Raw genomic sequence first — 25,023 nt, forward strand, 5'->3', positions numbered from 1 at the left:
TCTTTCAAAATGGTTTTTAATACAGGTAATTACATTTTCTTAAAGCTTCTCGAAACAAGGTATTCCCACAATCTCCAAGGAAGAATCTTCTTCGCAAAGATCATAAATTTTACACCTTTGCCGATTGGATAACGTAAATTCGTACGCTTAGATTCAGCAATTTCTACGATTTTTTTAGCAACATCTAGCGGATTACCAAATGTATCACTACCACTATTAATATGTTTTTGTATTTCATCCATATATTCTTTGTACGGAGAAGCAGTATCAGATTGGTTTACAGCTAGTTGTTTACCAATTTCCCAAATGTTCGTGTTATAAGAACCTGCTTCAAGTAAGGCAACATCTATTCCAAAAGGTTTTACTTCTAAACGAAGGGATTCACTCCATCCTTCTAATGCATATTTTGAAGATACGTAAGGAGATAAACCAGGGAATCCGACTTGGCCACTAATGCTACTTATGTTAATGATTTTTCCGCTTCTTTGTTCTCTCATACATGGTAAGACAAGTTGAGTGATTGATATTGCGCCAAAAAAATTCGTTTCAAATTGTTTACGGTATTCCTCCACTGGGATTTCTTCTACAAATCCTCCAGTTGCATATCCTGCATTGTTAATGAGAAGGTCTACTCTATTGATTTCTTTTAAAAATAATTGAAAGTTATGTATAGAATTTTGATCTGTTACATCTAATTGTTGAACTTTTATATTTTGCCGTAACTTGAGTTTAGTAGCTTGAGATAGTAAGTCTGCTTTTTTCTCAACATTTCGCATTGTAGCGATAACTATATAGTCTTTTTTCGCAAGTTCAAGTGTCGTTAATAGTCCGAATCCACTTGAAGCCCCTGTAATAACCGCGATTTTTTTATTCATTGGTCGCTCGCTTTCTTTTTCTTTTATCATAACGAGTTGTAAGCAGAAAATCTATTAATCTTACATATTGTTTCCATATATATTCATTTTATTTTTAAATTGTAGGAACTGATGTATGGTTCAAGTAAGTACTTATCTATTCTTAATTTGCATATGTATGGAATGCTTTTAAAGAAGGGAATTGTGCAGAATCACCGTATAGAGTAGAGAGTATAATATAAAAGTTGATGAAATGGAGGAAGAAAAATGGCCCATGTGAAAGATGTATTAGCAGATCAGTTATTAGCAAATGCCAATGACCCTAGTTGGTATATTCCATTTTCAGATGCAGTTAAGGATTTATCAGAGAGAGAAGCTTTTTGGAAACCGAATGAAGAGAGTAATAGTATAGCAGAAATTGTACAACATTTACTGTACTGGAATTCAACGTGGCAAACTAGGTACAAAGAATCAAATGTTAATGCCGTACCTGCTATTGGAGATAATAACAAAAGTTTTATGTTATCAAATAATCAAACATTTGAAGAATTAAGAGAAAAACTATTAGAGAAGCTGTTGCAATGGCAAAATCTCATAAATGAAGAAAAGGTTGAAAGTGATGTAACGGGATTTCCTGTTTCTGCAAAGTGGTGGGAAGTGCTAGCGAATGTCACGACTCATAATGCATATCATATCGGTCAAATTATTTACATTCGTAAATTACAAAAGAGTTTTGAGAATGAATAAAGTAATGATTCTCTTATTAAGGGAACAAAAGTGGACAAAATGAGACATTAGTCTCGTTTTGTCCACTTTTTTATTTTTAAAAGAAAGAGAGAAGCTATTAAATTAAGGATTAGAAATTGGCACGGTACTTGCAATATAAAAGATGAACAAGAAAATAGGAGGGCTGGACATGTTAAAAACAACTGAAAGTAAAGGGAATGAAATTACGAAAGAACAAGCTCGTTGGATGTATGAAAAAATGTTAGAGATTCGTAAGTTTGAAGATAAGGTACATGAATTATTCGCGCAAGGTGTTCTACCAGGTTTCGTTCATTTATACGCAGGTGAGGAAGCGGTAGCAGTTGGTGTATGTGCCCACTTAACAGATAGCGACAGTATTACAAGTACGCATAGAGGACATGGACATTGTATCGCAAAAGGCTGTGATTTAAACGGTATGATGGCTGAACTTTTTGGGAAAGCGACAGGATTATGTAAAGGAAAAGGCGGCTCAATGCATATTGCCGATTTAGATAAAGGAATGCTTGGTGCGAATGGAATTGTAGGCGGCGGTTTCCCACTTGCTTGCGGTTCAGCATTAACAGCTAAATATAAAGGAACGAAAGATGTAAGTGTTTGTTTCTTCGGTGACGGAGCAAATAATGAAGGAACATTCCATGAAGGGGTTAATTTAGCGGCGATTTGGAAGTTACCAGTTATTTTTATTGCAGAAAATAACGGTTACGGTGAAGCAACGACATTTGAATATGCTTCAAGTTGTGATTCCATTGCAGATCGAGCGAAAGCTTACAATATTCCAGGTGTTCAAGTGGATGGGAAAGATTTACTTGCAGTATATAAAGCCGCGGAAGAAGCGATCGAACGTGCGCGTAATGGCGGTGGGCCAACAATTATTGAATGCATGACATATCGTAACTACGGTCATTTTGAAGGTGAAGCGCAAACATATAAAACTTCAGAAGAAAAAGAAGAGCATTTAAATGAAAAAGATGCGATTGTGCATTTCCGTAAGCATTTAATTCATGAAGGATTATTAACAGAAACTGAACTTGTAGATATGGAAAAGGCAGTAGATGAAGCAGTACAAAAATCAATTGAATTTAGTGAAAATAGTCCATATCCAGAGGATGCAGAATTATTAAAAGATGTATACGTTTCTTACAAATAAGAGGAGGGTGAAAAATAATGACTAGAACAGTAAGTATGTCAACTGCAATTAATGAAGCGATGAAAATATCAATGCGTCGTGATGATAATGTAATTTTAATAGGGGAAGACGTTGCAGGCGGTGCGCAAGTTGATCATTTACAAGATGATGAAGCTTGGGGCGGTGTACTTGGCGTGACGAAAGGGCTAGTACAAGAATTTGGCCGAAATCGTATTTTAGATACACCAATTTCAGAAGCTGGTTACATGGGAGCGGCAATGGCTGCTGCTGCAACTGGTTTACGTCCGATAGCTGAATTAATGTTTAATGACTTTATCGGTAGTTGTCTTGATCAAGTATTAAACCAAGGCGCAAAGTTCCGCTATATGTTCGGTGGTAAAGCGAAAGTGCCAGTTACAGTACGTACGATGCATGGTGCTGGTTTTAGCGCAGCAGCTCAGCATTCACAAAGTTTATACGCATTATTTACGAGCATTCCAGGTATAAAAGTTGTCGTTCCTTCTACTCCGTATGACGCAAAAGGCTTATTGTTAGCGGCAATTGAAGATGACGACCCAGTAATCTTCTTTGAAGATAAAACACTCTACAACATGAAAGGTGAAGTGCCAGAAGGGTATTATACAATTCCTTTAGGTAAAGCAGATATTAAACGTGAAGGTTCTGATGTAACAATTGTCGCAATTGGAAAACAGGTTCATACCGCTCTTGCAGCTGCTGAACAATTATCAAAAAAGGGACTTGAAGTAGAAGTTATTGATCCGCGTTCTTTATCACCACTAGATGAAGATACAATTTTATCATCTGTTGAGAAAACAAATCGTCTTATCGTTATTGATGAAGCAAACCCAAGATGTAGCATAGCAACTGATATCGCAGCAATCGTAGCGGATAAAGGATTTGATTTATTAGATGCACCTATTAAACGAATAACAGCACCACATACACCAGTTCCGTTCTCACCACCGCTTGAAAAGTTGTATTTACCAACGCCAGAGAAAGTAATTGAAACGGTATCAGAAATGATCGGAGACCAATCTTTATTGCATGTGTAATGAACGATGAGAAGGGAGAGAGAAATATGGCTGTAGAAGTTGTAATGCCGAAGTTAGGGATGGCGATGAAAGAAGGTATTATTACAAACTGGAATATTAAAACAGGCGATAATGTAGCAAAAGGAGAACTAATTGCTAGTATTAACTCAGAAAAAATCGAAACTGAAATAGAAGCACCCGCTGATGGAACTGTACTTGATATAGCTGTAAGTGAAGATGAAGGAGTTCCACCTGGCACTGTAATTTGCTACATCGGTAAACCGAATGAAAAAGTAGACGTTCATGAAAGTACACATGTTGTAGAAGAAAAAACATCTAATATAGAAGTACAAAATGTACAACATCCAGAACCCTACGCGAAAGAAGTGGCGAAGCAAAGAATTAAAATTTCACCTGTAGCGAAGAAAATTGCTAGAACTGAAAATCTTGATATCAAGGCATTAGTTGGTACAGGTCCTGGTGGAAGAATTACCAAGGCAGATGTATTAAAAGCGCTTGAAATAAGAGTGAACGTTCCAGAAGTACTTGAACAAGAAAAAGAAAACAGTAAAGTAATTCCTGTTACCGGTATGCGGAAAGCAATCGCAAACCGTATGCATGCAAGCTTACAAAATAGTGCGCAATTAACATTAACGATGAAAGTAGATGTTACTGACTTAGTAGATTTACATAAAAATATGGCTGATACTGTACAAAAACGATATGACAATAAATTAACGATTACAGATTTTGTTTCTCGTGCTGTTGTTTTAGCACTTGGGGAGCATAAAGAAATGAACAGCGCTTATATAGATGATGCAATTCATCAATTTGAACATGTTCATTTAGGCATGGCAGTCGCATTAGAAAAAGGGTTAGTCGTTCCAGCTATTCGCTTTGCTAATAATCTATCTTTAGTAGAGTTGTCTAAAGAAATTAAGAATGCGGCACAAAAGGCACGAGCAGGCAGTTTAAATAGTGATGATATGCAAGGGACAACATTTACAATTAGTAATTTAGGTAGCTTCGGTATTGAATATTTTACGCCAGTATTAAATACACCTGAAACTGGTATTTTAGGTGTAGGTGCTATTGAACATGTTCCTGTATATAAAGGGAAAAAATTAAGAAAAGGAAGTATGTTACCTTTAAGTTTAACATTCGATCATCGTGTATTAGATGGTGCACCAGCAGCTGCATTTTTACGTACAATTAAAGATTATTTAGAAGAACCTGTAACAATTCTTTTATAAAGAGAAGGTGAGAAAATGAATAAATTAGTTGTTATTGGAGGCGGACCTGCTGGCTATGTAGCGGCAATTATCGCGGCTCAAAACGGAAAAGATGTCACTCTTATTGATGAAGCTGATCTTGGCGGGACTTGTTTAAATGTTGGTTGCATGCCTACGAAATCATTGTTAGAAAGTGCAGAAGTACATGATATTGTGAAAAAAGCGAATCAGTATGGAGTTACGCTTAACGAAGGAAGTATTTCAATTGATTGGAATCAAATACAGTCGAGAAAATCACAAATTGTTATGCAGCTCGTTCAAGGAATTCAATATTTAATGAAGAAAAATAAAATTAAAGTAATAAAGGGGAAAGCGAAATTCGAAACGGATCACCGTGTACGAGTGACACAAGGTGATAAAGAAGCTGTAGTAGATGGAGAACAGTTCATTATAGCGGCAGGTTCAGAACCAACTGCATTACCTTTTGCTCCATTTGATGGGAAGTGGATTTTAAATAGTAGCCATGCGATGTCTCTAGAAGAAATACCAAAATCATTATTAATCGTTGGTGGTGGTGTAATAGGTTGCGAGTTTGCAAGTATTTATAGTCGACTTGGAACAAAAGTTATGATTGTTGAAATGGCACCGCAATTACTACCTGGTGAAGACAAAGATATCGCACATATTTTAAGAGAGAAACTAGAAAAAGATGGTGTAGAAATATTTACAGGAGCAGCTTTAAAAGGATTAAATAATTATAAAAAGCAAGCTTCATTTGAATATGAAGGAAGTATCCAAGAAGTTAATCCAGAATTTGTTCTCGTTTCTGTCGGCCGAAAACCACGTGTACAACAATTAGATTTAGAAAAAGCAGGAATTCAATTTTCAAATAAAGGAATTTCTGTGAATGAACATATGCAAACAAATGTATCACATATTTACGCAGCAGGTGATGTGATTGGTAGAATACAGCTTGCTCACGTTGCCTTCCATGAAGGAACGACAGCAGCATTACACGCGAGCGGAGAAGATGTGAAAGTAAACTATCATGCTGTACCTCGATGTATTTATACAGCTCCAGAAATTGCTAGCGTCGGTTTAACAGAAAAATTAGCAAGAGAGCAATACGGTGATATCCTTATCGGTGAATTTGCATTTACTGCAAACGGAAAAGCTCTTATTATTGGCGAACAAACGGGTAAAGTAAAAGTCATTGTGGAACCAAAATATCAAGAAATTGTAGGAATCTCGATTATCGGTCCTCGTGCAACCGAACTAATCGGACAAGGAACTGTAATGATTCATACAGAAGTTACCGCTGATATAATGAGAGATTTTATTGCAGCGCACCCCACTTTAACTGAAGCGATTCATGAAGCGTTATTGCAAGCTGTAGGACATGCTGTACATGCTTAAATGAAAATATAATAAACCACTATTCTCTAAATGAATGAGAGAATAGTGGTTTGAATTTTTATAGAAGAAATTAAATACCTTATTACTTTTTAACGTCAATGGCTGAAGTTTTATCGTTCCATTCATCAGATAAATTAGCAGTTTTACCATACCAATCAGCGTGTTTAAATACAACACCTTTTCCATATCCTTGTGTAGAAGTATGCTCCCACAGTGTCGTTGAATAACTTGCAGAAGGTGACGCTGTGCTTATAGAAGAAATTCTGTCGTTCCAGCTAGATGGTAAGTTTTTAAAGCCACTGCTCCAGTAAATATATTGTCCATTTGAAGAAGTGATGATTTGTGCAAATAATGTATTGCTGGAGATAGGTAACTAGTAAACTTTATAACTTTACAAATAAAAAACAGTCTTATATGACTGTTTTTTTATTTAGATGCTAAATTATCAAGTTTCCAATATGTATCTGTTAACGGCGCAGCTTTGCTATCTATATATAAATACATATTATTTAAATCTTTTGGTGAAGTTTTCATATTAAATTCAATGTCGGTAGTTAAAGAGAATTCAGATGGAACCTTTTTAGCATTTTCATTTTGTATAACTTCACCTTCGTATTTTTCACCCGTTTTGTCATCTTTTATGAAATATTTTATTTCTGAAAGATCTATCGTTTGTCCGTCAACACGAGCGTTATTTATAGTAACGCGAGCTGTGAGGCGCCACTCTTTGTCTATTTTTTCGAATTTAGCATTTTCAACAGTTGCTCTATAGTATTCGTTTTTAAATATTTCCCCATAGTGCATTGCATTCTTTTCAAGAGCGCTCTTTTCTTGTTTTGGTGCAGTATTCCCATTACATCCTGCCATTAGTCCTGTAAATAATAATGCTGTACAAGTTACTTTAATTATAGATTTCATAGTAATTCCTTTCTGTGTTAAAAAGTAAAACATAGGAATAATTTTACATCAATAGGAAGGTAAATGGAAGTATGTTTGCGGAATATCTAAATATGCATTTATTTCGTTGTCCAGTTAATGGAATAGAAAGAGGGAAAAAGCTGAATAAAACGGAGTGAATAAGAATTGAAAATATTGTAAAACGGAAGAGACATGCATATAATTAAAATAAGGATGAGATTTCAGAATCTTCAATAACGGCGGTGGGCACATGTTTACTGAAGAGCGTAGAGAGAAAATTTTAGAGTTACTTAAGAAAGATGGAAGGGTAATTGCTAAAGATCTTGCGGAAAGTTTCGATATGTCTATCGATTCTATAAGAAGAGATTTGTCTATTATGGAGAAAGATGGCTTGTTAAAAAGAACATATGGAGGTGCGGTTGAACTTACGCGGGTGAGAAACCTAGCTGCCGAACCATCGAAACGTTATCGTGATAGTTCAATAAATGCAGATACGACTGCTAAAGTTGCTGCATCCTACATAAAAGAAGGAGATTCCATTTTTATTGGTGGGGCTTCTATTCATTATGCTATGTTAAAATATTTACCGGAAACATCATTTACAGTTATTACGAATTCTATAGAAATTGCTAGTACGTTACGGGAATATAAGAACATTGATACGTACTTAATTGGTGGAAAGGTGAAACCATCAGGAAATATGACAGATACACTTGCCTCTGAATTGATAAGTAGATTTTCTATTGATCTTCATTTCTCTACAGGTGGTGGCATTTCATTGAATGGTATAAGTAATGAAACGCCGGAAGTTGCTTATTTTAGTAAAACAGTAAGTAAGATTGCTAAAATGAATATTTGTTTAGCGCCTCATTATAAACTCGGAATAAATTGCTTTATAAATGGAGAGTCACTGAAAGAAATTGATCTTATAATAACAGATGAAGAAGCTAGTAAAGAAACGATTCAAGAATTTGAGAAACAAGGTAAAGAAATTGTAATAGCGTCATCAATAGACTAGATTTAAAAGGAGTTCGTAATGATTATAAAAGGGAAAGAGTTTCATATAAATGGATTAACTTATACAATTCGTTCTGCAGCTGAGAAAGATGCCGAGCAGTTATCGGAAATTAGAGTTCAGATCGATGGCGAAACTGAAAATATGGATAGAGAAGCTGGAGAGGGATTTATAGATAAGATAGGGTTTCAAAAAATAATAAAAACAGATAGTGAAGTGACAAAGAATTTGTTTTTAGTTGCAGAAGTGCACAATCGAATCGTTGGATTTTCAAGATGTGAAGGGTCAAATTTGAAGAGGTTATCTCATAAAGTAGAATTTGGCGTTTGTATTTTAAGAGAGTTTTGGGGATATGGAATGGGCAAGAGTCTTTTGCAACAATCTATTCACTGGGCTGATGAAAATGAAGTAAAAAAGATATCATTACAAGTGTTAGAGACAAACGAAAAAGCAATTCAGCTGTATCAAAAGTTAGGTTTTGAATTAGAAGGTATTTTGAAAAATGATAAAAGACTGTCGGATGGGAAGTATTATAATACGGTAGTAATGGGAAGGTGTATTTCAGTCTGTTCATAAAAGAGGTGGAAATATATGTTTTATAGAAGGAAGTACTATATAATAAAGAATGAATTTATAGAAATATTTAATGAGCATTTTACTAACACGAACTTACCTAATCAATTAAAGTATGGCGCTAGGCTAATAGGACGCTGGATGAAAGATAATAATGATGGTACAACTGAAATATTCGCCATATGGGAATATGATAGTTATGAACAGTATAAAGAAATTGAATCAAAAATTAGAAGTGACGAGATGCATGTTAAAAGAATACATGATTGGTATGAAAAACATGGCGGGAAAGAATATGTTTTAAAGGAGTACATAGTAGAGGTGAAAAATGAAGAGTTAGTATGTACCATAAAGTGATAGAGGGGTGAGGGATAATGGGAATTAAAATAAAATTATATTTTAGTTTAGCATCAACTATTTTATTTGCAATAGCGGTGATAGTTTTCTTTATAAATGATACTCCGCAAAAGTGGGTTTGGTTATGTGTTTTCCTTGCATCCATTATACAAAATATAGTGTTACTAAAAAAGAACAAAGAAGCGCATTAAGATATTCAAATTATTAACATATTTGTGTCGTCTTTCTAGTTTTATTGAAAACGCTTTTATTCAGTTTTATAATAAAAGTATGTTTTATAAATCTCCAAAACAATTAAAAGGGAGATGATACAATGTTAGCTTCACCGTTTTACTTACATACATGGAAAAAGTTTGTTGATGAAGGAGTCCTTGATTCAAACCGTATAAACGAAAGAATTTCAGAGTCATGGCATCGATGTAAACAAGCAAATGTGAATCCTCATATGAATAAAGGTCAGAAAATTTTGTCTTTTAATATTTTTCAAGACCAAAAGAAAAAGAGTGAAATCTTCCTAGATATAGCGATACCACAAATACAAAATATGAGAAAAACCATTGATGAACTGCAAATGATGGCATTATTAATTGATCCAGACGGTTACGTTCTATCATTAAGTGGAAATCAGCAAACACTGAAACGAGCGAAACATATTAATTTTATTGAAGGTGTAAAATGGACGGAAGCAGCTGTTGGCACAAATGCGATTGGAACAGCGTTAGAAATTGAAGAGGCTATTATGATAAGTGGTACAGAGCATTATTCTGTCGCATCTCATAGCTGGAGCTGTGCGGCCGCTCCCATTCATAATGATGATGGGAAATTAATAGGCGTTTTAGATTTTTCTTGTCCGATTGAGTTTTCGCATCCATATATGCTCGGGATGGTAACTTCGATTGCACATGCGATTGAACGTGAATGTAGTATTCGAGTGCATCAAAATGAACTTCATTTAATCCATCGTTTTTTAGATGTAATTGACAGTGATGAACAAGTTGTTATTTGTAATCATCGTGATATTATCGTTTCTGCGAGCAAGAGAATTCGTGAACGAGTATGTAATTGGTCACGAATGAAACTTGAAGATTTAATGCACAATGGATTGAAATCTAAGTTAGAAGTACCAGTATACAGTAATAACAGAATGATTGGGAAATGTATTTATTTAAAGGAAAATAAACAAGAAAATGCACTCTATACTTCCTCATTTATAAACGGAATTACTTTCCCTGGAGTTATTGGGACGAGCAGTGCATTTCAACATACTTTAGAAGAAATTAAGCTTGTATCACCAACTGATGCTAGTGTATATGTTTGTGGTGAAACAGGTGTAGGGAAAGAATATGTTGCGAGAGCGATTCATGAAAATAGCCCAAGAAAAAATGGCCCTTTTATAGCTGTTAACTGCGGTTCATTACCGAAAGAATTAATGGAAAGTGAATTATTCGGTTATGCTGAAGGTGCGTTTACAGGTGCGCGGCGCCAAGGGTATAAAGGGAAATTCGAACAAGCAGACGGAGGAACAATATTTTTAGATGAAATTGGTGAAGTGTCGCCAGAGATGCAAGTAGCATTATTGCGTGTTTTACAAGAGCGAACAGTAACTCCAATTGGCAGTTCAAAAGAGGTACCAGTAAATATTCGTATTATTACTGCGACACATAAAGATTTACTGCGATTAGTAGAAGAAGGGAAATTCCGTCAAGATTTATATTATCGTTTACATGTTTATCCGTTATATGTTCCATCGTTAATAGAAAGAAAAGAGGATATTCCGTACTTCATAAAACATTTTTGCGAACGAAAGAATTGGAATGTTGTATTTCCAAAGAGTATTTGTAATCAATTTTCTCAGCATACTTGGCCAGGAAATATTCGAGAATTATTAAATGTATTAGAACGCATTTATATTTTGTCGCAAGGACGGGAAATATGCGAAAAACAAATCTCGTTTTTATTACAAACAATGATGGGAAATCAACATCAACTTGAATTGCAAGCAGAAAATAAAGCAGAGAACACATTGAATTTCCGTGAAAAAATACAGCGTGATAGCATGATAGAAGCGTTAGAAAAGACGAATGGAAATGTTTCGTTAGCTGCAAAACTTTTAGATGTACCTCGAAGTACATTTTATAAACGAATGCAAAAATATAAGCTATAAAGTAGATTTTTGTAATCTACTTTTTCTTTGTGGGCTCATGTTCTGTCGGAATATGCGCTTACCGGGGAAATAATAGAATAGTTAGAAATTAATTTCCGGAAGGAGGACTTATGTGAAGTATATTGAAATTGGCATCGGAAATAAGTGGTTTGTTCGAACAGAAACCGAAAATAAAGATGGAACTGAATTTGAAGAACGAGGAATTATAAAACCTATTTATTTTGAGTCTTTATATGTACGAATGTGGTTTCGGAAAACGTGTTTAATTTTTGATACGAAAGAAGGGTTTAAGAAGGTTAAGAAGAAGCGGATTGAATATAAATTTATAATTGGAATTGTAAGTAGACTGAATAAAGAAAAAGCGTGCAAACATACATAGTTATATTGGCGAGGAAATTCTTTTGACTTATATCAAATTCATAAAAAGCGATTTTAGTAAATATAAATTGCTAATAACACCACTAAGAAAGCTTAGTGGTTTCTTTTTTTATAGGAGGGATTTTCATATGAATAGGATCTTAACGATTGTACTTGCGATAATTGTAATGGGGTATTCTATTTATAGTTGGAATGACGCTTCGGAACAGAGTATGCTAATTTTACAAACACTTTTAGGGTTTATGTTAGTTAGTTTAGGGGTGCAAAATTTTGAAAATAAAGAAAATAGAAGTATGGGCATCGCTTTACTACTCGTTGCGTTATATTTAATTGTTGTATCATTAATAAAATATTTTGCATGAATAAGTATTTAAATTACTTATTCACGATTTTCTTATTACAATAAACATTCTCGTAATAAAAGTTTAATTTCTACTTGTATTTCACTATATAAAATATGGCATAATGATTTAGTTAAAATAGAATTGGATAGGGTATTTGAGAGGGGCAGTTTAATGAGTTTCGCGCTAGAAATAGTAATAAAAGCACCAGTTGATGTAGTATGTGACTACATAATAGAAGATGAAAAAATAAAAGAATGGAATACGTTTATAATAGAAAATCGTTATCCTTTAAATATGGATCAAAAGAATCCATGTGTAGGAGATAAATATATTTCTGTTCAAAAAGTCGGTAAGAAAATATTTGAGGCAGAAGTAGAGATCCTTGAATACGATGCACCGCATATTATTTCACTAGGTAGTGAAATGAAGCAAGGTTATTCAGCAATGACTTATATGTTAGAAGAAGATGAGGAAGGTACAGCACTAACATTAATTTCAGAATATGAACCTAGTAATTTTTATTATAAAATGATGTATAAGTTAACAGGCTGGATTTCACGAGGTTTAACTATGGAACAAATGGAGCGTCTAGCAGAATGCGTAGAAACTGCGTATCATAAAGAAAATTAATATTAAAGACATATATTAAGGTAAAAGCGTTACTCAATTTTTTGAGTAACGCTTTTATTATTTGAAGATTTTCCATTGAAAATCTTCATAGATCTTTCATATAGTTCTTTATCAATACAATTTTTTGTTATCTAATAAGTAAGTTCAGAAGGGTTAAGGATATGTTCTATTTGTTTATCTGCGAAAGTGTACTATGCATACAACCCTGTCGTATACATTTCAGTTAACGTATATACTATTTCTTCTAGTTCTACCTCTTTGTTATTTTGCACAATCGTCCAAAGAAACATCTCATTCATAGCGAACCAAGCACGCGCTACAATTTCTTCATTTAATTCAGGCTGTGCTAATCCACTTTCTTGAGAGTATGTAATATCCTGCGTAATACCGTTTATAAAACGTTCCCTAATCTCATCCCATTTTTGACGTATCTCTTTTGATAACCCGATCGCTTCTTCTACAACTTGTAAAATAGCTCGTTCTTTCTCTGCTAGTCGGAGGAAAGCTCTAACTTGATTTTGAATCATATTACGTGCTTCTTCTTTTGTTTGAGGAGAAAAAGAGCGCTCAGCAATATCATAAAATTGATTCATGACATCTTCCATTAAAACGATGAGGAGATCATCTTTGTTTTTGAAGTATACATATGCCGTTCCATAACCAGTTTCTGCATGTTTAATAATTTGCGTAATGGTTGTTTTCTGAAATCCGTTATTAATAAAAATAGTGTAACTAGAGTGTAATAGTTTCTTTTTTGTTTCTAAGGAGCGGTGTTTTCTTGTTGAAAGTGTAGAGTTTTTCAAAGAATCACCTCTTTATACTGAAATATCTGAAAATATAATTGTATTGTAAAAGAAGTTCACATATAATGTCAACTGACATAATATCATTGACGTTGTATCAATTAAGGTGATATATTTCAATTAGTTAGAATAAAAAGAAAATTAAAAGAAGGTGACACCATGTATAAAGAACCATTTCAACCAACTTATGAATTTGCGCTTGAATGTGATAAACATGATGAACTGAAAGATTTTCAAACTGAATTCTATAAAAAAGAAGGAACAATATATTTAGATGGAAACTCATTAGGTCTACTTTCAAAAAGAGCAGAGAAATCGTTACTTACTTTACTAGATTCATGGAAAGAATATGGTATTGATGGCTGGACAGAAGGGGAACATCCGTGGTTTTTCCTTTCGGAGAAATTAGGTGAACTGACGGCGCCGCTTATTGGAGCTTTACCAGAAGAAACAATTGTAACCGGTTCCACGACAACGAATATTCATCAAGTAATCGCAACTTTCTATGAGCCAAAAGGAATACGTACAAAAATTCTTGCTGATGAATTAACATTCCCATCAGATATTTATGCGCTTCAGAGTCAAATTCGTTTAAAAGGATTAGATCCAGATGAACATTTAGTACGAGTGAAAAGCCGAGATGGTAGAACACTATCGGAAGAAGATATTATCCAGGCAATGGAAGACGATATCGCTTTAATTTTATTACCTTCTGTTTTATATAGAAGTGGTCAAATTCTTGATATGAAACGTTTAACAGCGGAAGCACATAAACGTGGCATTCATATTGGATTTGATTTATGTCATTCAATTGGATCTATTCCACATCATTTCAAAGAGTGGGATGTTGATTTCGCTGTATGGTGTAATTATAAATATTTAAATGCAGGACCTGGTGGTGTTGGAGGACTTTATATAAATAATAAACATTTTAATAGACTTCCAGGATTATCTGGATGGTTTAGCTCTAGAAAAGATAAGCAGTTTGATATGGAACATACATTAACAGCTGCTGATCATGCAGGTGCGTATCAAATTGGTACACCGCACGTATTAAGTACTGCACCTTTAATCGGTTCACTTGAAATATTTAAAGATGCTGGTATAGAACGTTTACGTGAAAAATCCTTACATATTACAAGATACATGCTTGATTTAATTGAGCATGAATTAAAAGATTTCGGATTTACAATTGGAAATCCATTAGAGGATGAAAAACGAGGTGGACATATTTATTTAGAGCATGCAGAAGCAGCACGCATATGTAAAGCGTTAAAAGCAAATGGGGTTATTCCTGATTTCAGAGCACCTAATGGAGTAAGACTTGCGCCAGTCGCTTTATATAACACATACGAAGAAGTATGGAAATCTGTACAAATATTAAAGAAAATAATGAAAAATGAAGAGTATAAGCAGTTTGAAAATAAGCGAGAGGTTGTGGCATAAGCATGAAAACATCAGAGTGGATTGACATTTCACAACCGCTAAGTAATGATATTGCAACTTGGCCAGGAGATACACCCTTCTCATATGAAGTTTCATGGTCGAAAGAAGAGAGTGGCTCAGTAAATGTCGGAAAGTTAACGATGAGTATTCATACAGGTACTCATATTGACGCGCCATTTCATTTTGATAATGAGGGAAAGAAAGTAATAGATTTAGATATTCAAGTTTACGTCGGACCTGCGCGGATTATTGACGTTTCTAATCTTGAAAGCATCGGGAAAAAGGAACTAGAAAACTTTCATTTAGAAGGAGTAGAACGATTGTTGTTACGCACATCTTCACATGGTAAAGCTAATGAATTCCCAGATGTAATTCCGCATTTACGTGCAGATATAGCACCGTTTCTTTCAAAGAAAGGTATACGTTTAATCGGCGTGGACGTACCATCAGTTGATCCATTAGATGATAAAGAATTAGCAGCGCATCATCAATTATTTAAACACGGTATTCATATTTTAGAAAATGTCGTACTAGATCATGTAGCGGATGGCGATTACGAACTAATCGCATTACCACTTGCCTTAACAGATGCAGATGGAAGTCCAGTTCGAGCAGTTATTAGACCAATATAAGTAGAAATATATATAAAGGGGCGTTTGGCTAATATGAAAGAAAACGAAAAGATAATTATGGAAAAAGGAATTCATACGGACTTTAAAGAGAATATGACGTATGGGGAGTATTTACAATTAGATAGTTTACTATCTTCTCAAAAGAGGTTATCAGACCACCATGATGAAATGTTGTTCATCGTAATTCACCAAGCAAGTGAACTTTGGATGAAGCTTATTTTACATGAGTTAAACGCAGCAATTGAATCAATTAAGCAAGATAAATTACAACCAGCATTTAAAATGTTAGCACGTGTCTCAAAAATTCAGTCTCAAATTATTCAATCTTGGGATATTCTGGCGACATTAACGCCATCAGAGTACATTGAGTTTCGTGACTCGCTCGGTCAAGCTTCAGGTTTTCAATCGTATCAATACCGAATGATTGAGTATGCACTTGGTTATAAAACACCACATGCATTAAAAATTTATGAAAAGGATCCAGAATTACATGCTCGCCTTCATAAAGCGCTACATGCACCAAGTTTATATGATGTGGCAATTCAAGCACTTGTAAAAGAAGGATTCCCAATTCATAAAGATGTGTTAAATCGTGATATTACGCAGCCTTACGAAGAAGATGCAACTGTAGAAGCAGCTTGGATAGAAGTATATGCGGACGTGAAGAAATATTGGGATCTATATCAGCTTGCTGAAAAATTAATCGATATTGAAGACTGGCTACAACAATGGCGTTTCCGTCATATGAAAACGGTAGAACGAATTATCGGACATAAAATGGGAACAGGTGGCTCTTCTGGTGTATCATATTTAAAACGAGTACTTGATCAACAGTTCTTCCCAGAGCTTTGGAATGTTCGTACGAAATTATAGAAATAAACCTGTCAGCTAAAACTGACAGGTTTATTTTTTTATTTGAACACAAGTATGTTTTAATTAAACCTACAAGATATAATAAATCAAGTAACTATTTAATTGGAGGTAAAGTTTTGGATTTCAAGCAACTAGAAAATAAATTTGAAAAGAAAAAAGTAAATACATTTCTCGTTTATCAAAAAGGTGAGCTAACAAATGAATATTATAAAACGATAGAAAGTGCAAGTAATTTATATAAAATAAATTCGATTACAAAAAGCATTGTATCTATATTAATAGGTATTGCAATAGATAAAGGATATATAAATGATATACATACACCAATAACAAAATGGATTCTAAATGTACCAAAAGAAAAAAGTGAATTAACAATTTATCATTTATTAACGATGACAACAGGAGAAGACTGGAAGGAGTTTGGGAATGGGGTCGTTTTCCCAAATGATTTTGTTGAATCAGAGAACTGGGTTCAGTACATATTAGCAAAGCCAATAATTGAAGAGCCTGCTACAAAAATGAATTATAACTCTGGTTCTTCGCATTTACTTAGTTACATTATCCAAAAAGCTACTGGAATGACGACAGAGCAGTTTGCGAAAAGATATTTATTTGATCCATTAGAAATTACCGAATATGAGTGGCAACAAGATCCACAAGGAGTACATGTCGGTGGCTTCGGTATGAAAATGAAATCTAAAGATTTATTAAAGTTAGGAATATTGTGTTTACAGAATGGATATTGGCAGGGGAATCAAATCGTATCATCGAAATGGTTAGAAGAATCAAGTATGGCTCTATTTGAAACGTATGAACATGTCGGGGCATATGGATATCACTGGTGGGTATTGAATAACGAAAGATTTCACATACCGTATTGTATGTACTTTGCTATGGGATATGGCGGGCAATACATCGTTATCATGCCGCAGTTAGAAGTCGTAGCTGTAATAAGTAGTCATATGCCTAAACGTGGGCTCGTTCCATTAAAGTTATTTATTGAGCATGTACAAGAGAATTATAAGTTTATATAAGGAGAGGAGAGAATGTATGAAAGGTGTAAAAACGTTATCTTTATTTAGACTATGTTTAAGCCTTTTAGCATTTAGCGCCCTTATTACGCAATTTCTAATAAGGGCGCAAGTGAAACCGTTTAATCCAGTTAATTTCTTTAGTTTCTTTACAATTGAAAGTAATATTTTAGTTGCATGTATTCTCCTTTTAAGTAGTATTGGAACAGCCACATTTGGTCGTTCAGAACAGTTTGGTATACTTCGTGGTGCGGCAACTGTATACATACTTACGACTGGACTCATTTATTTTTTATTATTAAGAGGTTTAGAAGAATCACTTCAAACCGCAATACCATGGGTAAATACGGTGCTACATTATATCATGCCGATTGCAATGCTTTTAGATTGGATTTTAAATCCCCCTAGTAAGAAAATCACTTGGAAACAAACTGCAAGTTGGCTCTTATTCCCGTGTTTTTACGTTTTATATAGTTTAATACGCGGTCCACTTGTGAATTGGTATCCTTATCCGTTTTTAGATCCGAGAATAGGTGGATATGGTAGAGTATTTTTATACAGTATTGGGATAGCAGTTGTAATTGGTGCTATTTGTATATTGGTAAGATTTTTAGGGAATCGAAATTTTAAAAATGAATTTTAGAAATGAAAGAACCCCACTGTTAAAAATGTAAACAGTAGGGGTTCTTTCATTTTATCTACTTGTCTTTTGGAACGACATCTTTATAAATTTCTCTGTCTTCGTATCAAACTCTACATCAACAAAAACACCATATTCTTTTCCATCTTCCCGTAGCCACAATTTAAATTTTTCAACTGTTACTTGAACGGTTTTTGGTTTTCTGCCTATATGAAGATAATCGACAATTTCTGCTTTTGGGTATTGTTCTTTCGTCTTTTCTACAGCAAGTTTACCCCATTTCGCATAAGGTGGCTGCGCATGAACAATTGATGAGCCGGTATATATATTTGAACATGTTGTTATGAACAGAATGACGAGTGCGACACGCTTTAACAATTTCTTCATGATGAACTCCTTTTATTCTTTTTGTATATTGTTTACATATTTTTTCAACGATATTAGTTTGGATTTTTTTGTCTTCTTTACATAAAAGCGAGGCTTTTACAAAACATAACCAAGAAATCATTACCGTAATTAAGGAGGGAAAATTATGCGTCAAAAAGCTATTTTTAAAATAGCAGTTTTACTTGCGTTCATAGGACTATCTTTGATGGTTAGTAGTATACAATTAAAAAATGTAGAAGCCTTTTCTAATCAAGTCATTCAAAGAGGAGCATCTGGTGAAGATGTCATTGAACTGCAGTCTCGTTTGAAATATAACGGATTTTATACGGGAAAAGTGGATGGTGTTTTCGGATGGGGTACATATTGGGCACTGCGAAATTTTCAACAAAAATTCGGATTGCCAGTTGATGGTTTAGCAGGGACGAAAACGAAGCAAATGCTTGTTAAGGCAACGAAGTATGACAAGTCAACTGCTAATAAAGGTACTACAACGAATAAAGGAAATAGTGGTGGTACTGCACAAGAAAATAAACCACCACAAAATAAAGGGACGAATGTTCCAAATGGTTATTCTCAAAATGATATTCAACTTATGGCAAACGCAGTATATGGAGAATCTCGTGGTGAGCCGTACTTAGGACAAGTTGCAGTAGCTGCGGTTATTTTAAACCGTGTTACAAGCGCATCGTTCCCAAATACCGTTTCAGGAGTAATCTTTGAGCCAAGAGCGTTCACTGCGGTAGCAGATGGGCAAATATATTTAACACCAAATGAAACAGCGAAAAAAGCTGTACTCGATGCGATTAACGGATGGGATCCAACAGGAAACGCATTATATTATTTCAATCCGGATACCGCAACAAGTAAATGGATTTGGACTCGTCCACAAATTAAAAAGATCGGTAAACATATTTTCTGTAAATAGAGCGGAGGTGGCAACATGTTACGAGGTATTATCATTGTATTATTAACAGTCGGTGTAGTAGGAACAGGATATTGGGGTTATAAAGAACACCAAGAGAAGAATGCCGTATTAATTCGAGCGGAAAATAGTTATCAACGTGCGTTTCATGATTTAGCGTATGAAGTTGATTTATTACACGATAAAATTGGCACAACACTTGCGATGAATTCGCGTTCATCTTTATCACCTGCATTAGCGGATGTGTGGCGTTTAACATCTGAGGCTCGTTCAGATGTAGGACAACTTCCTTTAACATTAATGCCATTTAATAAAACAGAAGAATTTTTAGCGAATATCGGTGATTTTAGTTACCGTGCAGCCATTCGTGATTTAGAAAAAGAACCGTTAAATGATCAAGAATATAAAACGTTACAAACTTTATATTCGAATGCAGGAAATATACAAGATGAACTAAGAAAAGTACAACATCTTGTTTTGAAAAACAATTTACGTTGGATGGATGTAGAAATGGCGCTGGCATCAAACCGAGATCCAGCAGATAACACAATTATTGATGGATTGAAAACTGTAGAGAAAAACGTAACATCATATTCTTCTACAAACTTCGGACCGACCTTTACAAGTGCACAAAAAAATAAAAAAGGTGGATTTGAAGCAGAAGGGAAAGCAATTTCGAAAGATGAGGCTGCCAAAATTGCAAAATCGTTTTTGAATTTGAAAGGAAACGAAAAAGTCGATGTTGAGAAAAGTGGAAAAGGTGCAAAAGAGTCTTTCTACAGTGTGAAAATTAAAGACCCGGCAACAAATAATGAGTATTATATGGATATTACAGGTAAAGGTGGATATCCAATTTGGGTAATGAATAATCGAGAAATTAAAGAGCAAAAAATCAGTTTAAATGACGCAGGAAGTAAAGGATTGACATTTTTGAAAGATCATAAGTTTAAGAATATGGAGCTGTATGATAGTTCTCAGTACGACAATATCGGTGTGTTTACGTATGTAGTAAATGAGAACGACGTACGTATTTATCCAGAAGCAATCCAAATGAAAATTGCTTTAGATGACGGTTCTATCGTTGGATTTTCGGCGAAAGAATATTTAGCATCACATCAAAAACGAACAATCCCTTCGGCAAAGCTAACTGCAGCAGAAGCAAGAAAGAAAATCAATCCTGATGTAAAGGTAATGGAAGAGCGAAAAGCAATGGTAGTAAACGATTTGCATAATGAAGTGCTTTGCTATGAATTTGTTGGTACTTTAGGAAAAGACACGTACCAAATTTTCATTAATGCTAATAACGGTGCAGAGGAAAAAGTGAAAAAAATGCAAGCTGTTGAAAAAATTTATGATTAAACTTTAATAGTAAAGTGGTGAAAATAGTGAAAACCCTAATATATATATTGATGCTCTGTTTCGTTATTACTGGATGTAGTATCGGAAAAAAAGATAATCCAAACGAAAAACCAGAACAAAAAAATGTCTCAATGAAAAATGTTAATTATACAAATAAATCAAATAAGCCAAATGAAAAAGCAGCAGATCATTTAGCATCGTTAGCTGCAAGTGTGCCTGGTGTGAATGATGCGACAGCAGTAGTAGTTGGGAAATATGCTATTGTAGGTATTGACGTAAAAGCGAAACTAGACCGAACTCGAGTGGAGTCAATTAAGTACTCTGTTGCAGAAAGTTTAAAAAACGATCCGGATGGTGCGAATGCAGTCGTTGTAGCAGATGTTGATACGTATGAAAGACTGAAACAAATTGGAAAGCAAATTAAAAAAGGAAAAACAGGCGAAGGTATACTTGATGAGTTAGCAGCAATTGTTGGCCGAGTAATGCCACAAGTTCCAAATGACATGATTGAAAATCGAGAAACGAATCCAATTAAAGATAATGATAAACAATTACCTAAAGATGAAGAGAAAGAATTGAGAAAAGAACAAGATGACCAATCGAATAATCACTTAAATAAGTAAAATAAGCCTCGTACTACATTGTGCGAGGCTTATTTTACTTATTATTAAATATTCAGTTTATTTATAAGGGAATATATGGTTTAATTATGTATGGGAGGGACAACTGTTATGATGAAAAAAAGTGCATTTATATTATGTAGTTTATGCCTCAGTTTCAGTATGACAGCGTGTGAACAGACGAAAGAAGTGAAACAGCAAACAGCTACTTCTTCTACTGTGACGGAAATTCAGCAGAAAGAATCTATAAATATAAACCATTTCACGAAAATAAATGAAGGAATGACTTATATGGAAGTGAAGGATTTAATCGGTTATGAAGGGGATTTACTCATAGAAGAAGGAGTAGAAGATTCTGCACAAATTAAACAAATTTTTGCTTGGAAGGGAAGCAGTCCTAAATCAATTGTTGAAATTACATTTCTAGATGGAAAAGTACATTCTAAATCACAACAAGGTTTAAGTTAAAAAGATAAAAAACAGGAGAGTTTAGCATGAACATACATACAGGGGAAATTCAATTAGTTCCATATAAAGAGCAATATAAAGAAATAATACAATCATTTACTTTACCAAGTGAACAAGTTCAATTTACATCCGATCCAGGTGAATTACTGGAGAAAGCCAAAAATGATCGCACGAAAAATGTGATTGTTATTTTAGATTACAACGGGGTACCTGTAGGTGTTTTCGCATTACAAACGGGAGATAGAGTACAGGAATTTACAAATAATGAGAATGCTTTACTTTTAACATCCTTTTCTATAAATCACAATCGTCAAAGGAAAGGATACGCTAAAAAGTCATTGTTACTATTAGCAGAGTTTGTAAAACACTATTTCCCAATAAAAAATGAAGTTGTACTTGCTGTGAATGAAAGGAATATTCCAGCACAAAATTTATATGAAAAAGTTGGCTTTCAAGATAAAGGTTTAAGAAGAATGGGCCCCATTGGCCAACAAATCATAATGCATTTACCTATAATGAAATAATGAGATGAAAACTTGCTCTTGAATAATCATGTAGTAAGTTTTTTTATTATAATCACTTTCGGTGTAAAATATATGTGTATAAAATGAAATTGTTAAGTCCATTTAAATGTAAGGGGTAATGATATGACAATCTATATCGCACTACTAAGGGGAATCAATGTAGGTGGACATAAAGTAATTAAAATGGCTGATTTGAAAAAAGTGTTTGAATCAATAGGATTAAAACAAGTAAAAACATATATACAAAGCGGTAATATCGTATTCGAATCAGAGGAAGATATAGACTTTCTAAAGGGACGAATACAATCTGAAATTAAAAACGTTTTCGATTTCGATGTTCCAGTCATGTTAAGAACATATGATGAATTTATAAATATTATAAAAAGATGTCCTTATGAAGCTCATTCATTGCTAGAGGGAGAAAGTCTACACGTTGCTTTTTTAGCGAATGAACTTTCTGAAAAAGAACAAGATCAGTTGCTTATGCAAAAAAATGAGACTGAAGATTGTTATATACATGAAAAAGCTGTGTATTTATTTTTCAAAAATAGCATTCGGAATTCTAAATTAATGAACCAGTTGCAGAAGTTACATACACCAGCTACAGTAAGAAATTGGCGGACTGTGAATAAATTAAAAGCGATAGTAGAGAGTATGCAGCTATAAAAAGAAGAGGCTTTCTGTCTATAGAAAACCTCTTCTTTTTATTTATATTGTTTCGCGACAATGAGTTCAATAATAGGATAAATAAAGAATGAAGAGCACAGTGCAATAAAAAGAGGGAAGTTTTTAACCCCATCTAAATTAGCTCCCATAGAAAATCCTTCAGAGAAGAGTAATATAAGGAACATTACAACTACGAGCGTAAAATATGCAATTTTAGAGCTTTTATACGTAATTTGTTGTCCCATTTCATCCTGACTGTCTTTTGATACACCGTGGGGATCTCCCCATGTAATTTGATTGATGAGATAGCTAATTATTATAGCGCTAGTGAAAATTGTACCACCTAAAATCGTACCTTCAGTGATGTATTTATAGACTCCATGTATAAGTACTCCAAGTAATGATAAAGCGATTGTTATTAAAATGAATTTTTTGCGATTCATATGAGAAATGGCACCTCCATTATTGTAAAAAAGTCTTTACAATGATAGTGTGAAATTGGAAAAAATTATGTAAAATGTTTTTACACCTGGTGAAGGTATATAATATTTTGTTTTAAAGATAAATAAAAAATTACATTACATTTGAATGTAAAAGAATGGGCTCGCATATATTTGGAAGGGATGTCAGATTAATTTAGGGGGTAGTTATGTCTATTCTTTTAAAAGCTGGTGCTGATGCAGGAAATAACGGTTTGAAGTTAATGGTGAAAGGGCAAGATCCTATTTTTATTCCGAGTATATATTCTTTATATATAGGAGAGCCTACAGGATTGTTAGATGAGGGAGATGTTTCATTATCTGAATTAGAAAATCACATTGACGTGACCATTAGTTCTCCATCGTTAATGTTAAATAACGTGAGGTATATCGTTGGAGAAAAAGTCATTCAAGATCAATTAAAAGGTACTGAGGTTGAGAAAAAATCGAATAAGTCGACGGATGAGTTAATGGTTATTACAATACTATCAGGTTTAGCGGTAAGTGCTATGCGTCAAAGTCCAACTTCTAGTCATATTAACATTCGATATGATTTATCTGTTGCTCTTCCTATGCAACTTATTACGCAAGAAATAGCTGCGGAAAATGCAAAACGTTATATGGGTAACCATAAAGTTGTGTTCCATTATCCAAACGGACGTGATGTGACAATTAATATTTCTATCGAATATTGTAAATGCCTACCTGAGGGCGCTTCTGGGACGTGGGGCATTGTATATGATGAAGAAGGCAATGTGGTGAAACATAAAATAGAATGTGAACCGAATCAAGTTTCAGAAATTGATTTTGTTGATAAAACACTATTATCTTTTGATATTGGCGCAGGGACGACAGAAGAAGTAGTTTCACTAGGTGTAAACTTTCGACCACAACTAAGTAAAGGCTTATCATACGGTGTGAAAGAAACATTACTACAAGTAATTACGAGATGGAATCGGAAGTATCCAACAAAGACGATTGATAGCATTACAGAGTTTAACCAAATTTATTTAAATGAAAAGCATCCAAGAAATGCGTTATTAGTTGAAGAATCACAACCAGCATTATTAGGTTTAGCAGCGCGTGTCGCAACGGATATTATAAACAAAATTGATGATATGAAAGACGATCCATACGTGTTTATTTATGGTGGGGGCGCAGTTATCATTAAAAATAGCTTAAAAATGATTTTAAAACAAAAAGGACGTTTAACAAATGTAATCTTTGTAGATAATCCATTATTTACAAATGCAAGAGGATTATTAGTCTACACTTGTTCGCCAAAGTATAGAGAACATAAACAAAAAGAGTTAGGATTTACAAACTTAACGATAAGTTAGTTGGTG

30 protein-coding genes and 1 pseudogene are annotated in these 25,023 nt (G+C 34.2%); 25 read left to right on the forward strand and 6 right to left on the reverse strand.

The window, feature by feature from the left end; genetic code table 11:
• Positions 1-29: 29 nt before the first annotated feature.
• Positions 30-875 (reverse strand): oxidoreductase, encoded by an 846-nt coding sequence (locus EUC40_RS13035; RefSeq protein ID WP_208814650.1) that lies wholly within the window; start codon positions 873-875, stop codon positions 30-32.
• A gap of 246 nt (positions 876-1,121) precedes the next feature.
• On the opposite strand from EUC40_RS13035, the gene EUC40_RS13040 reads away from it, so the two are divergent.
• The 5 genes from EUC40_RS13040 (at position 1,122) to lpdA (ending at position 6,448) form a co-directional block, all read left to right on the forward strand.
• Complete coding sequence (locus EUC40_RS13040) at positions 1,122-1,601, forward strand: DinB family protein (RefSeq protein WP_156575576.1); 480 nt, start codon at positions 1,122-1,124, stop codon at positions 1,599-1,601.
• A 169-nt stretch (positions 1,602-1,770) separates the two neighbouring features.
• Positions 1,771-2,769 carry an acetoin:2,6-dichlorophenolindophenol oxidoreductase subunit alpha gene (acoA, locus tag EUC40_RS13045; protein ID WP_071712011.1) on the forward strand — a complete coding sequence of 333 codons (999 nt, stop codon included), beginning with the start codon at positions 1,771-1,773 and terminating at the stop codon, positions 2,767-2,769.
• Positions 2,770-2,786: 17 nt separating this feature from the next.
• Positions 2,787-3,821 carry an acetoin:2,6-dichlorophenolindophenol oxidoreductase subunit beta gene (gene acoB / locus EUC40_RS13050; protein WP_156575577.1) on the forward strand — a complete coding sequence of 345 codons (1,035 nt, stop codon included), beginning with the start codon at positions 2,787-2,789 and terminating at the stop codon, positions 3,819-3,821.
• A gap of 26 nt (positions 3,822-3,847) precedes the next feature.
• Positions 3,848-5,053: a dihydrolipoamide acetyltransferase family protein gene (locus EUC40_RS13055; RefSeq protein ID WP_156575578.1), complete on the forward strand. Its 1,206-nt coding sequence runs from the start codon at positions 3,848-3,850 to the stop codon at positions 5,051-5,053.
• 15 nt (positions 5,054-5,068) lie between these two features.
• On the forward strand, positions 5,069-6,448 hold the full coding sequence (lpdA, locus tag EUC40_RS13060) for a dihydrolipoyl dehydrogenase (RefSeq protein WP_156575579.1): 1,380 nt from the start codon (positions 5,069-5,071) through the stop codon (positions 6,446-6,448).
• Between the two features lie 82 nt (positions 6,449-6,530).
• On the opposite strand, the pseudogene EUC40_RS13065 reads toward lpdA, so the two are convergent.
• Together EUC40_RS13065 and EUC40_RS13070 are read right to left on the reverse strand one after the other, a co-directional pair.
• A pseudogene (locus EUC40_RS13065) lies at positions 6,531-6,770 on the reverse strand (hypothetical protein); the annotation flags it as partial.
• 104 nt (positions 6,771-6,874) lie between these two features.
• A complete protein-coding gene (locus EUC40_RS13070) occupies positions 6,875-7,366 on the reverse strand; it encodes a hypothetical protein (protein ID WP_088096606.1) in 492 nt (163 codons plus the stop codon).
• A gap of 250 nt (positions 7,367-7,616) precedes the next feature.
• Here EUC40_RS13070 and EUC40_RS13075 point away from each other — a divergent pair, with 250 nt between their 5' ends.
• From EUC40_RS13075 to EUC40_RS13105, 8 genes are all read left to right on the forward strand, one after another.
• Positions 7,617-8,384: a DeoR/GlpR family DNA-binding transcription regulator gene (locus EUC40_RS13075; RefSeq protein WP_156575580.1), complete on the forward strand. Its 768-nt coding sequence runs from the start codon at positions 7,617-7,619 to the stop codon at positions 8,382-8,384.
• An 18-nt stretch (positions 8,385-8,402) separates the two neighbouring features.
• Positions 8,403-8,957, forward strand: coding sequence for a GNAT family N-acetyltransferase (locus EUC40_RS13080; protein ID WP_156575581.1), 555 nt, complete (start codon positions 8,403-8,405; stop codon positions 8,955-8,957).
• A gap of 15 nt (positions 8,958-8,972) precedes the next feature.
• A complete protein-coding gene (locus EUC40_RS13085) occupies positions 8,973-9,311 on the forward strand; it encodes an NIPSNAP family protein (protein ID WP_156575582.1) in 339 nt (112 codons plus the stop codon).
• Positions 9,312-9,328: 17 nt separating this feature from the next.
• Entirely contained in the window at positions 9,329-9,502 is a 174-nt protein-coding gene (locus tag EUC40_RS26945) for a hypothetical protein (RefSeq protein WP_167520148.1), read from the forward strand.
• Between the two features lie 122 nt (positions 9,503-9,624).
• Positions 9,625-11,475 (forward strand): sigma-54-dependent Fis family transcriptional regulator, encoded by a 1,851-nt coding sequence (locus EUC40_RS13090; RefSeq protein WP_156575583.1) that lies wholly within the window; start codon positions 9,625-9,627, stop codon positions 11,473-11,475.
• A gap of 112 nt (positions 11,476-11,587) precedes the next feature.
• Entirely contained in the window at positions 11,588-11,854 is a 267-nt protein-coding gene (locus EUC40_RS13095; RefSeq protein ID WP_156575584.1) for a DUF3977 family protein, read from the forward strand.
• A 127-nt stretch (positions 11,855-11,981) separates the two neighbouring features.
• Positions 11,982-12,215: a DUF3953 domain-containing protein gene (locus tag EUC40_RS13100; protein ID WP_156575585.1), complete on the forward strand. Its 234-nt coding sequence runs from the start codon at positions 11,982-11,984 to the stop codon at positions 12,213-12,215.
• 153 nt (positions 12,216-12,368) lie between these two features.
• Positions 12,369-12,827 carry an SRPBCC domain-containing protein gene (locus EUC40_RS13105; RefSeq protein WP_156575586.1) on the forward strand — a complete coding sequence of 153 codons (459 nt, stop codon included), beginning with the start codon at positions 12,369-12,371 and terminating at the stop codon, positions 12,825-12,827.
• Positions 12,828-13,018: 191 nt separating this feature from the next.
• On the opposite strand, the gene EUC40_RS13110 is transcribed toward EUC40_RS13105, so the two are convergent.
• Positions 13,019-13,630, reverse strand: coding sequence for a TetR/AcrR family transcriptional regulator (locus EUC40_RS13110; protein WP_156575587.1), 612 nt, complete (start codon positions 13,628-13,630; stop codon positions 13,019-13,021).
• Positions 13,631-13,789: 159 nt separating this feature from the next.
• Between EUC40_RS13110 and kynU the strand changes: the two genes are divergently transcribed.
• The 5 genes from kynU to EUC40_RS13135 all read left to right on the forward strand — a co-directional run bounded on the left by kynU (position 13,790) and on the right by EUC40_RS13135 (position 18,255).
• A complete protein-coding gene (gene kynU, locus EUC40_RS13115; protein WP_071712025.1) occupies positions 13,790-15,076 on the forward strand; it encodes a kynureninase in 1,287 nt (428 codons plus the stop codon).
• Between the two features lie 2 nt (positions 15,077-15,078).
• A complete protein-coding gene (gene kynB / locus EUC40_RS13120) occupies positions 15,079-15,708 on the forward strand; it encodes an arylformamidase (protein ID WP_071712026.1) in 630 nt (209 codons plus the stop codon).
• Between the two features lie 33 nt (positions 15,709-15,741).
• Entirely contained in the window at positions 15,742-16,581 is an 840-nt protein-coding gene (kynA, locus tag EUC40_RS13125; protein ID WP_156575588.1) for a tryptophan 2,3-dioxygenase, read from the forward strand.
• Between the two features lie 116 nt (positions 16,582-16,697).
• The gene (locus EUC40_RS13130) at positions 16,698-17,615 is read left to right on the forward strand and encodes a serine hydrolase domain-containing protein (RefSeq protein WP_156575589.1); all 918 of its coding nucleotides are present in this window, start codon (positions 16,698-16,700) and stop codon (positions 17,613-17,615) included.
• Between the two features lie 16 nt (positions 17,616-17,631).
• Positions 17,632-18,255: a Pr6Pr family membrane protein gene (locus EUC40_RS13135; protein ID WP_156575590.1), complete on the forward strand. Its 624-nt coding sequence runs from the start codon at positions 17,632-17,634 to the stop codon at positions 18,253-18,255.
• A gap of 51 nt (positions 18,256-18,306) precedes the next feature.
• On the opposite strand, the gene EUC40_RS13140 is transcribed toward EUC40_RS13135, so the two are convergent.
• Positions 18,307-18,639: a YqzG/YhdC family protein gene (locus EUC40_RS13140; protein ID WP_071712029.1), complete on the reverse strand. Its 333-nt coding sequence runs from the start codon at positions 18,637-18,639 to the stop codon at positions 18,307-18,309.
• Between the two features lie 145 nt (positions 18,640-18,784).
• On the opposite strand from EUC40_RS13140, the gene sleB reads away from it, so the two are divergent.
• The 6 genes from sleB to EUC40_RS13170 all read left to right on the forward strand — a co-directional run bounded on the left by sleB (position 18,785) and on the right by EUC40_RS13170 (position 23,198).
• Positions 18,785-19,564 (forward strand): spore cortex-lytic enzyme, encoded by a 780-nt coding sequence (sleB, locus tag EUC40_RS13145; RefSeq protein ID WP_001249057.1) that lies wholly within the window; start codon positions 18,785-18,787, stop codon positions 19,562-19,564.
• Positions 19,565-19,579: 15 nt separating this feature from the next.
• Positions 19,580-20,920, forward strand: a complete 1,341-nt coding sequence (ypeB, locus tag EUC40_RS13150) for a germination protein YpeB (protein WP_156575591.1) — start codon at positions 19,580-19,582, stop codon at positions 20,918-20,920.
• Between the two features lie 26 nt (positions 20,921-20,946).
• Positions 20,947-21,543 carry a YhcN/YlaJ family sporulation lipoprotein gene (locus EUC40_RS13155; protein WP_071712031.1) on the forward strand — a complete coding sequence of 199 codons (597 nt, stop codon included), beginning with the start codon at positions 20,947-20,949 and terminating at the stop codon, positions 21,541-21,543.
• Positions 21,544-21,651: 108 nt separating this feature from the next.
• Positions 21,652-22,008 (forward strand): DUF3862 domain-containing protein, encoded by a 357-nt coding sequence (locus tag EUC40_RS13160; protein WP_156575592.1) that lies wholly within the window; start codon positions 21,652-21,654, stop codon positions 22,006-22,008.
• 26 nt (positions 22,009-22,034) lie between these two features.
• Positions 22,035-22,532 (forward strand): GNAT family N-acetyltransferase, encoded by a 498-nt coding sequence (locus EUC40_RS13165; RefSeq protein ID WP_156575593.1) that lies wholly within the window; start codon positions 22,035-22,037, stop codon positions 22,530-22,532.
• A 123-nt stretch (positions 22,533-22,655) separates the two neighbouring features.
• Positions 22,656-23,198, forward strand: a complete 543-nt coding sequence (locus EUC40_RS13170; protein ID WP_156575594.1) for a DUF1697 domain-containing protein — start codon at positions 22,656-22,658, stop codon at positions 23,196-23,198.
• Positions 23,199-23,236: 38 nt separating this feature from the next.
• Here EUC40_RS13170 and EUC40_RS13175 read toward each other — a convergent pair whose 3' ends face one another.
• Positions 23,237-23,641 carry a DUF2178 domain-containing protein gene (locus EUC40_RS13175; protein WP_156575595.1) on the reverse strand — a complete coding sequence of 135 codons (405 nt, stop codon included), beginning with the start codon at positions 23,639-23,641 and terminating at the stop codon, positions 23,237-23,239.
• A gap of 206 nt (positions 23,642-23,847) precedes the next feature.
• Between EUC40_RS13175 and EUC40_RS13180 the strand changes: the two genes are divergently transcribed.
• A complete protein-coding gene (locus tag EUC40_RS13180) occupies positions 23,848-25,017 on the forward strand; it encodes a ParM/StbA family protein (RefSeq protein WP_071712037.1) in 1,170 nt (389 codons plus the stop codon).
• The last annotated feature ends 6 nt before the right edge of the window (positions 25,018-25,023 follow it).

The organism is Bacillus luti (assembly GCF_009739945.1).
GTDB lineage: Bacteria > Bacillota > Bacilli > Bacillales > Bacillaceae_G > Bacillus_A > Bacillus_A luti.

Coding starts and splice junctions, on each gene's coding strand:
- ypeB (WP_156575591.1), top strand. CDS start 19,580: ATGTTACGAGGTATTATCATTGTATTATTAACAGTCGGTGTAGTAGGA.
- EUC40_RS13100 (WP_156575585.1), top strand. CDS start 11,982: ATGAATAGGATCTTAACGATTGTACTTGCGATAATTGTAATGGGGTAT.
- kynU (WP_071712025.1), top strand. CDS start 13,790: ATGTATAAAGAACCATTTCAACCAACTTATGAATTTGCGCTTGAATGT.
- EUC40_RS13175 (WP_156575595.1), bottom strand. CDS start 23,641: ATGAATCGCAAAAAATTCATTTTAATAACAATCGCTTTATCATTACTT.
- EUC40_RS13085 (WP_156575582.1), top strand. CDS start 8,973: ATGTTTTATAGAAGGAAGTACTATATAATAAAGAATGAATTTATAGAA.
- EUC40_RS13135 (WP_156575590.1), top strand. CDS start 17,632: ATGAAAGGTGTAAAAACGTTATCTTTATTTAGACTATGTTTAAGCCTT.
- EUC40_RS13105 (WP_156575586.1), top strand. CDS start 12,369: ATGAGTTTCGCGCTAGAAATAGTAATAAAAGCACCAGTTGATGTAGTA.
- EUC40_RS13140 (WP_071712029.1), bottom strand. CDS start 18,639: ATGAAGAAATTGTTAAAGCGTGTCGCACTCGTCATTCTGTTCATAACA.
- EUC40_RS13035 (WP_208814650.1), bottom strand. CDS start 875: ATGAATAAAAAAATCGCGGTTATTACAGGGGCTTCAAGTGGATTCGGA.
- sleB (WP_001249057.1), top strand. CDS start 18,785: ATGCGTCAAAAAGCTATTTTTAAAATAGCAGTTTTACTTGCGTTCATA.
- kynB (WP_071712026.1), top strand. CDS start 15,079: ATGAAAACATCAGAGTGGATTGACATTTCACAACCGCTAAGTAATGAT.
- EUC40_RS13070 (WP_088096606.1), bottom strand. CDS start 7,366: ATGAAATCTATAATTAAAGTAACTTGTACAGCATTATTATTTACAGGA.
- kynA (WP_156575588.1), top strand. CDS start 15,742: ATGAAAGAAAACGAAAAGATAATTATGGAAAAAGGAATTCATACGGAC.
- acoB (WP_156575577.1), top strand. CDS start 2,787: ATGACTAGAACAGTAAGTATGTCAACTGCAATTAATGAAGCGATGAAA.
- EUC40_RS13165 (WP_156575593.1), top strand. CDS start 22,035: ATGAACATACATACAGGGGAAATTCAATTAGTTCCATATAAAGAGCAA.
- lpdA (WP_156575579.1), top strand. CDS start 5,069: ATGAATAAATTAGTTGTTATTGGAGGCGGACCTGCTGGCTATGTAGCG.
- EUC40_RS13170 (WP_156575594.1), top strand. CDS start 22,656: ATGACAATCTATATCGCACTACTAAGGGGAATCAATGTAGGTGGACAT.
- EUC40_RS26945 (WP_167520148.1), top strand. CDS start 9,329: ATGGGAATTAAAATAAAATTATATTTTAGTTTAGCATCAACTATTTTA.
- EUC40_RS13180 (WP_071712037.1), top strand. CDS start 23,848: ATGTCTATTCTTTTAAAAGCTGGTGCTGATGCAGGAAATAACGGTTTG.
- EUC40_RS13090 (WP_156575583.1), top strand. CDS start 9,625: ATGTTAGCTTCACCGTTTTACTTACATACATGGAAAAAGTTTGTTGAT.
- EUC40_RS13160 (WP_156575592.1), top strand. CDS start 21,652: ATGATGAAAAAAAGTGCATTTATATTATGTAGTTTATGCCTCAGTTTC.
- EUC40_RS13080 (WP_156575581.1), top strand. CDS start 8,403: ATGATTATAAAAGGGAAAGAGTTTCATATAAATGGATTAACTTATACA.
- EUC40_RS13055 (WP_156575578.1), top strand. CDS start 3,848: ATGGCTGTAGAAGTTGTAATGCCGAAGTTAGGGATGGCGATGAAAGAA.
- EUC40_RS13075 (WP_156575580.1), top strand. CDS start 7,617: ATGTTTACTGAAGAGCGTAGAGAGAAAATTTTAGAGTTACTTAAGAAA.
- EUC40_RS13040 (WP_156575576.1), top strand. CDS start 1,122: ATGGCCCATGTGAAAGATGTATTAGCAGATCAGTTATTAGCAAATGCC.
- acoA (WP_071712011.1), top strand. CDS start 1,771: ATGTTAAAAACAACTGAAAGTAAAGGGAATGAAATTACGAAAGAACAA.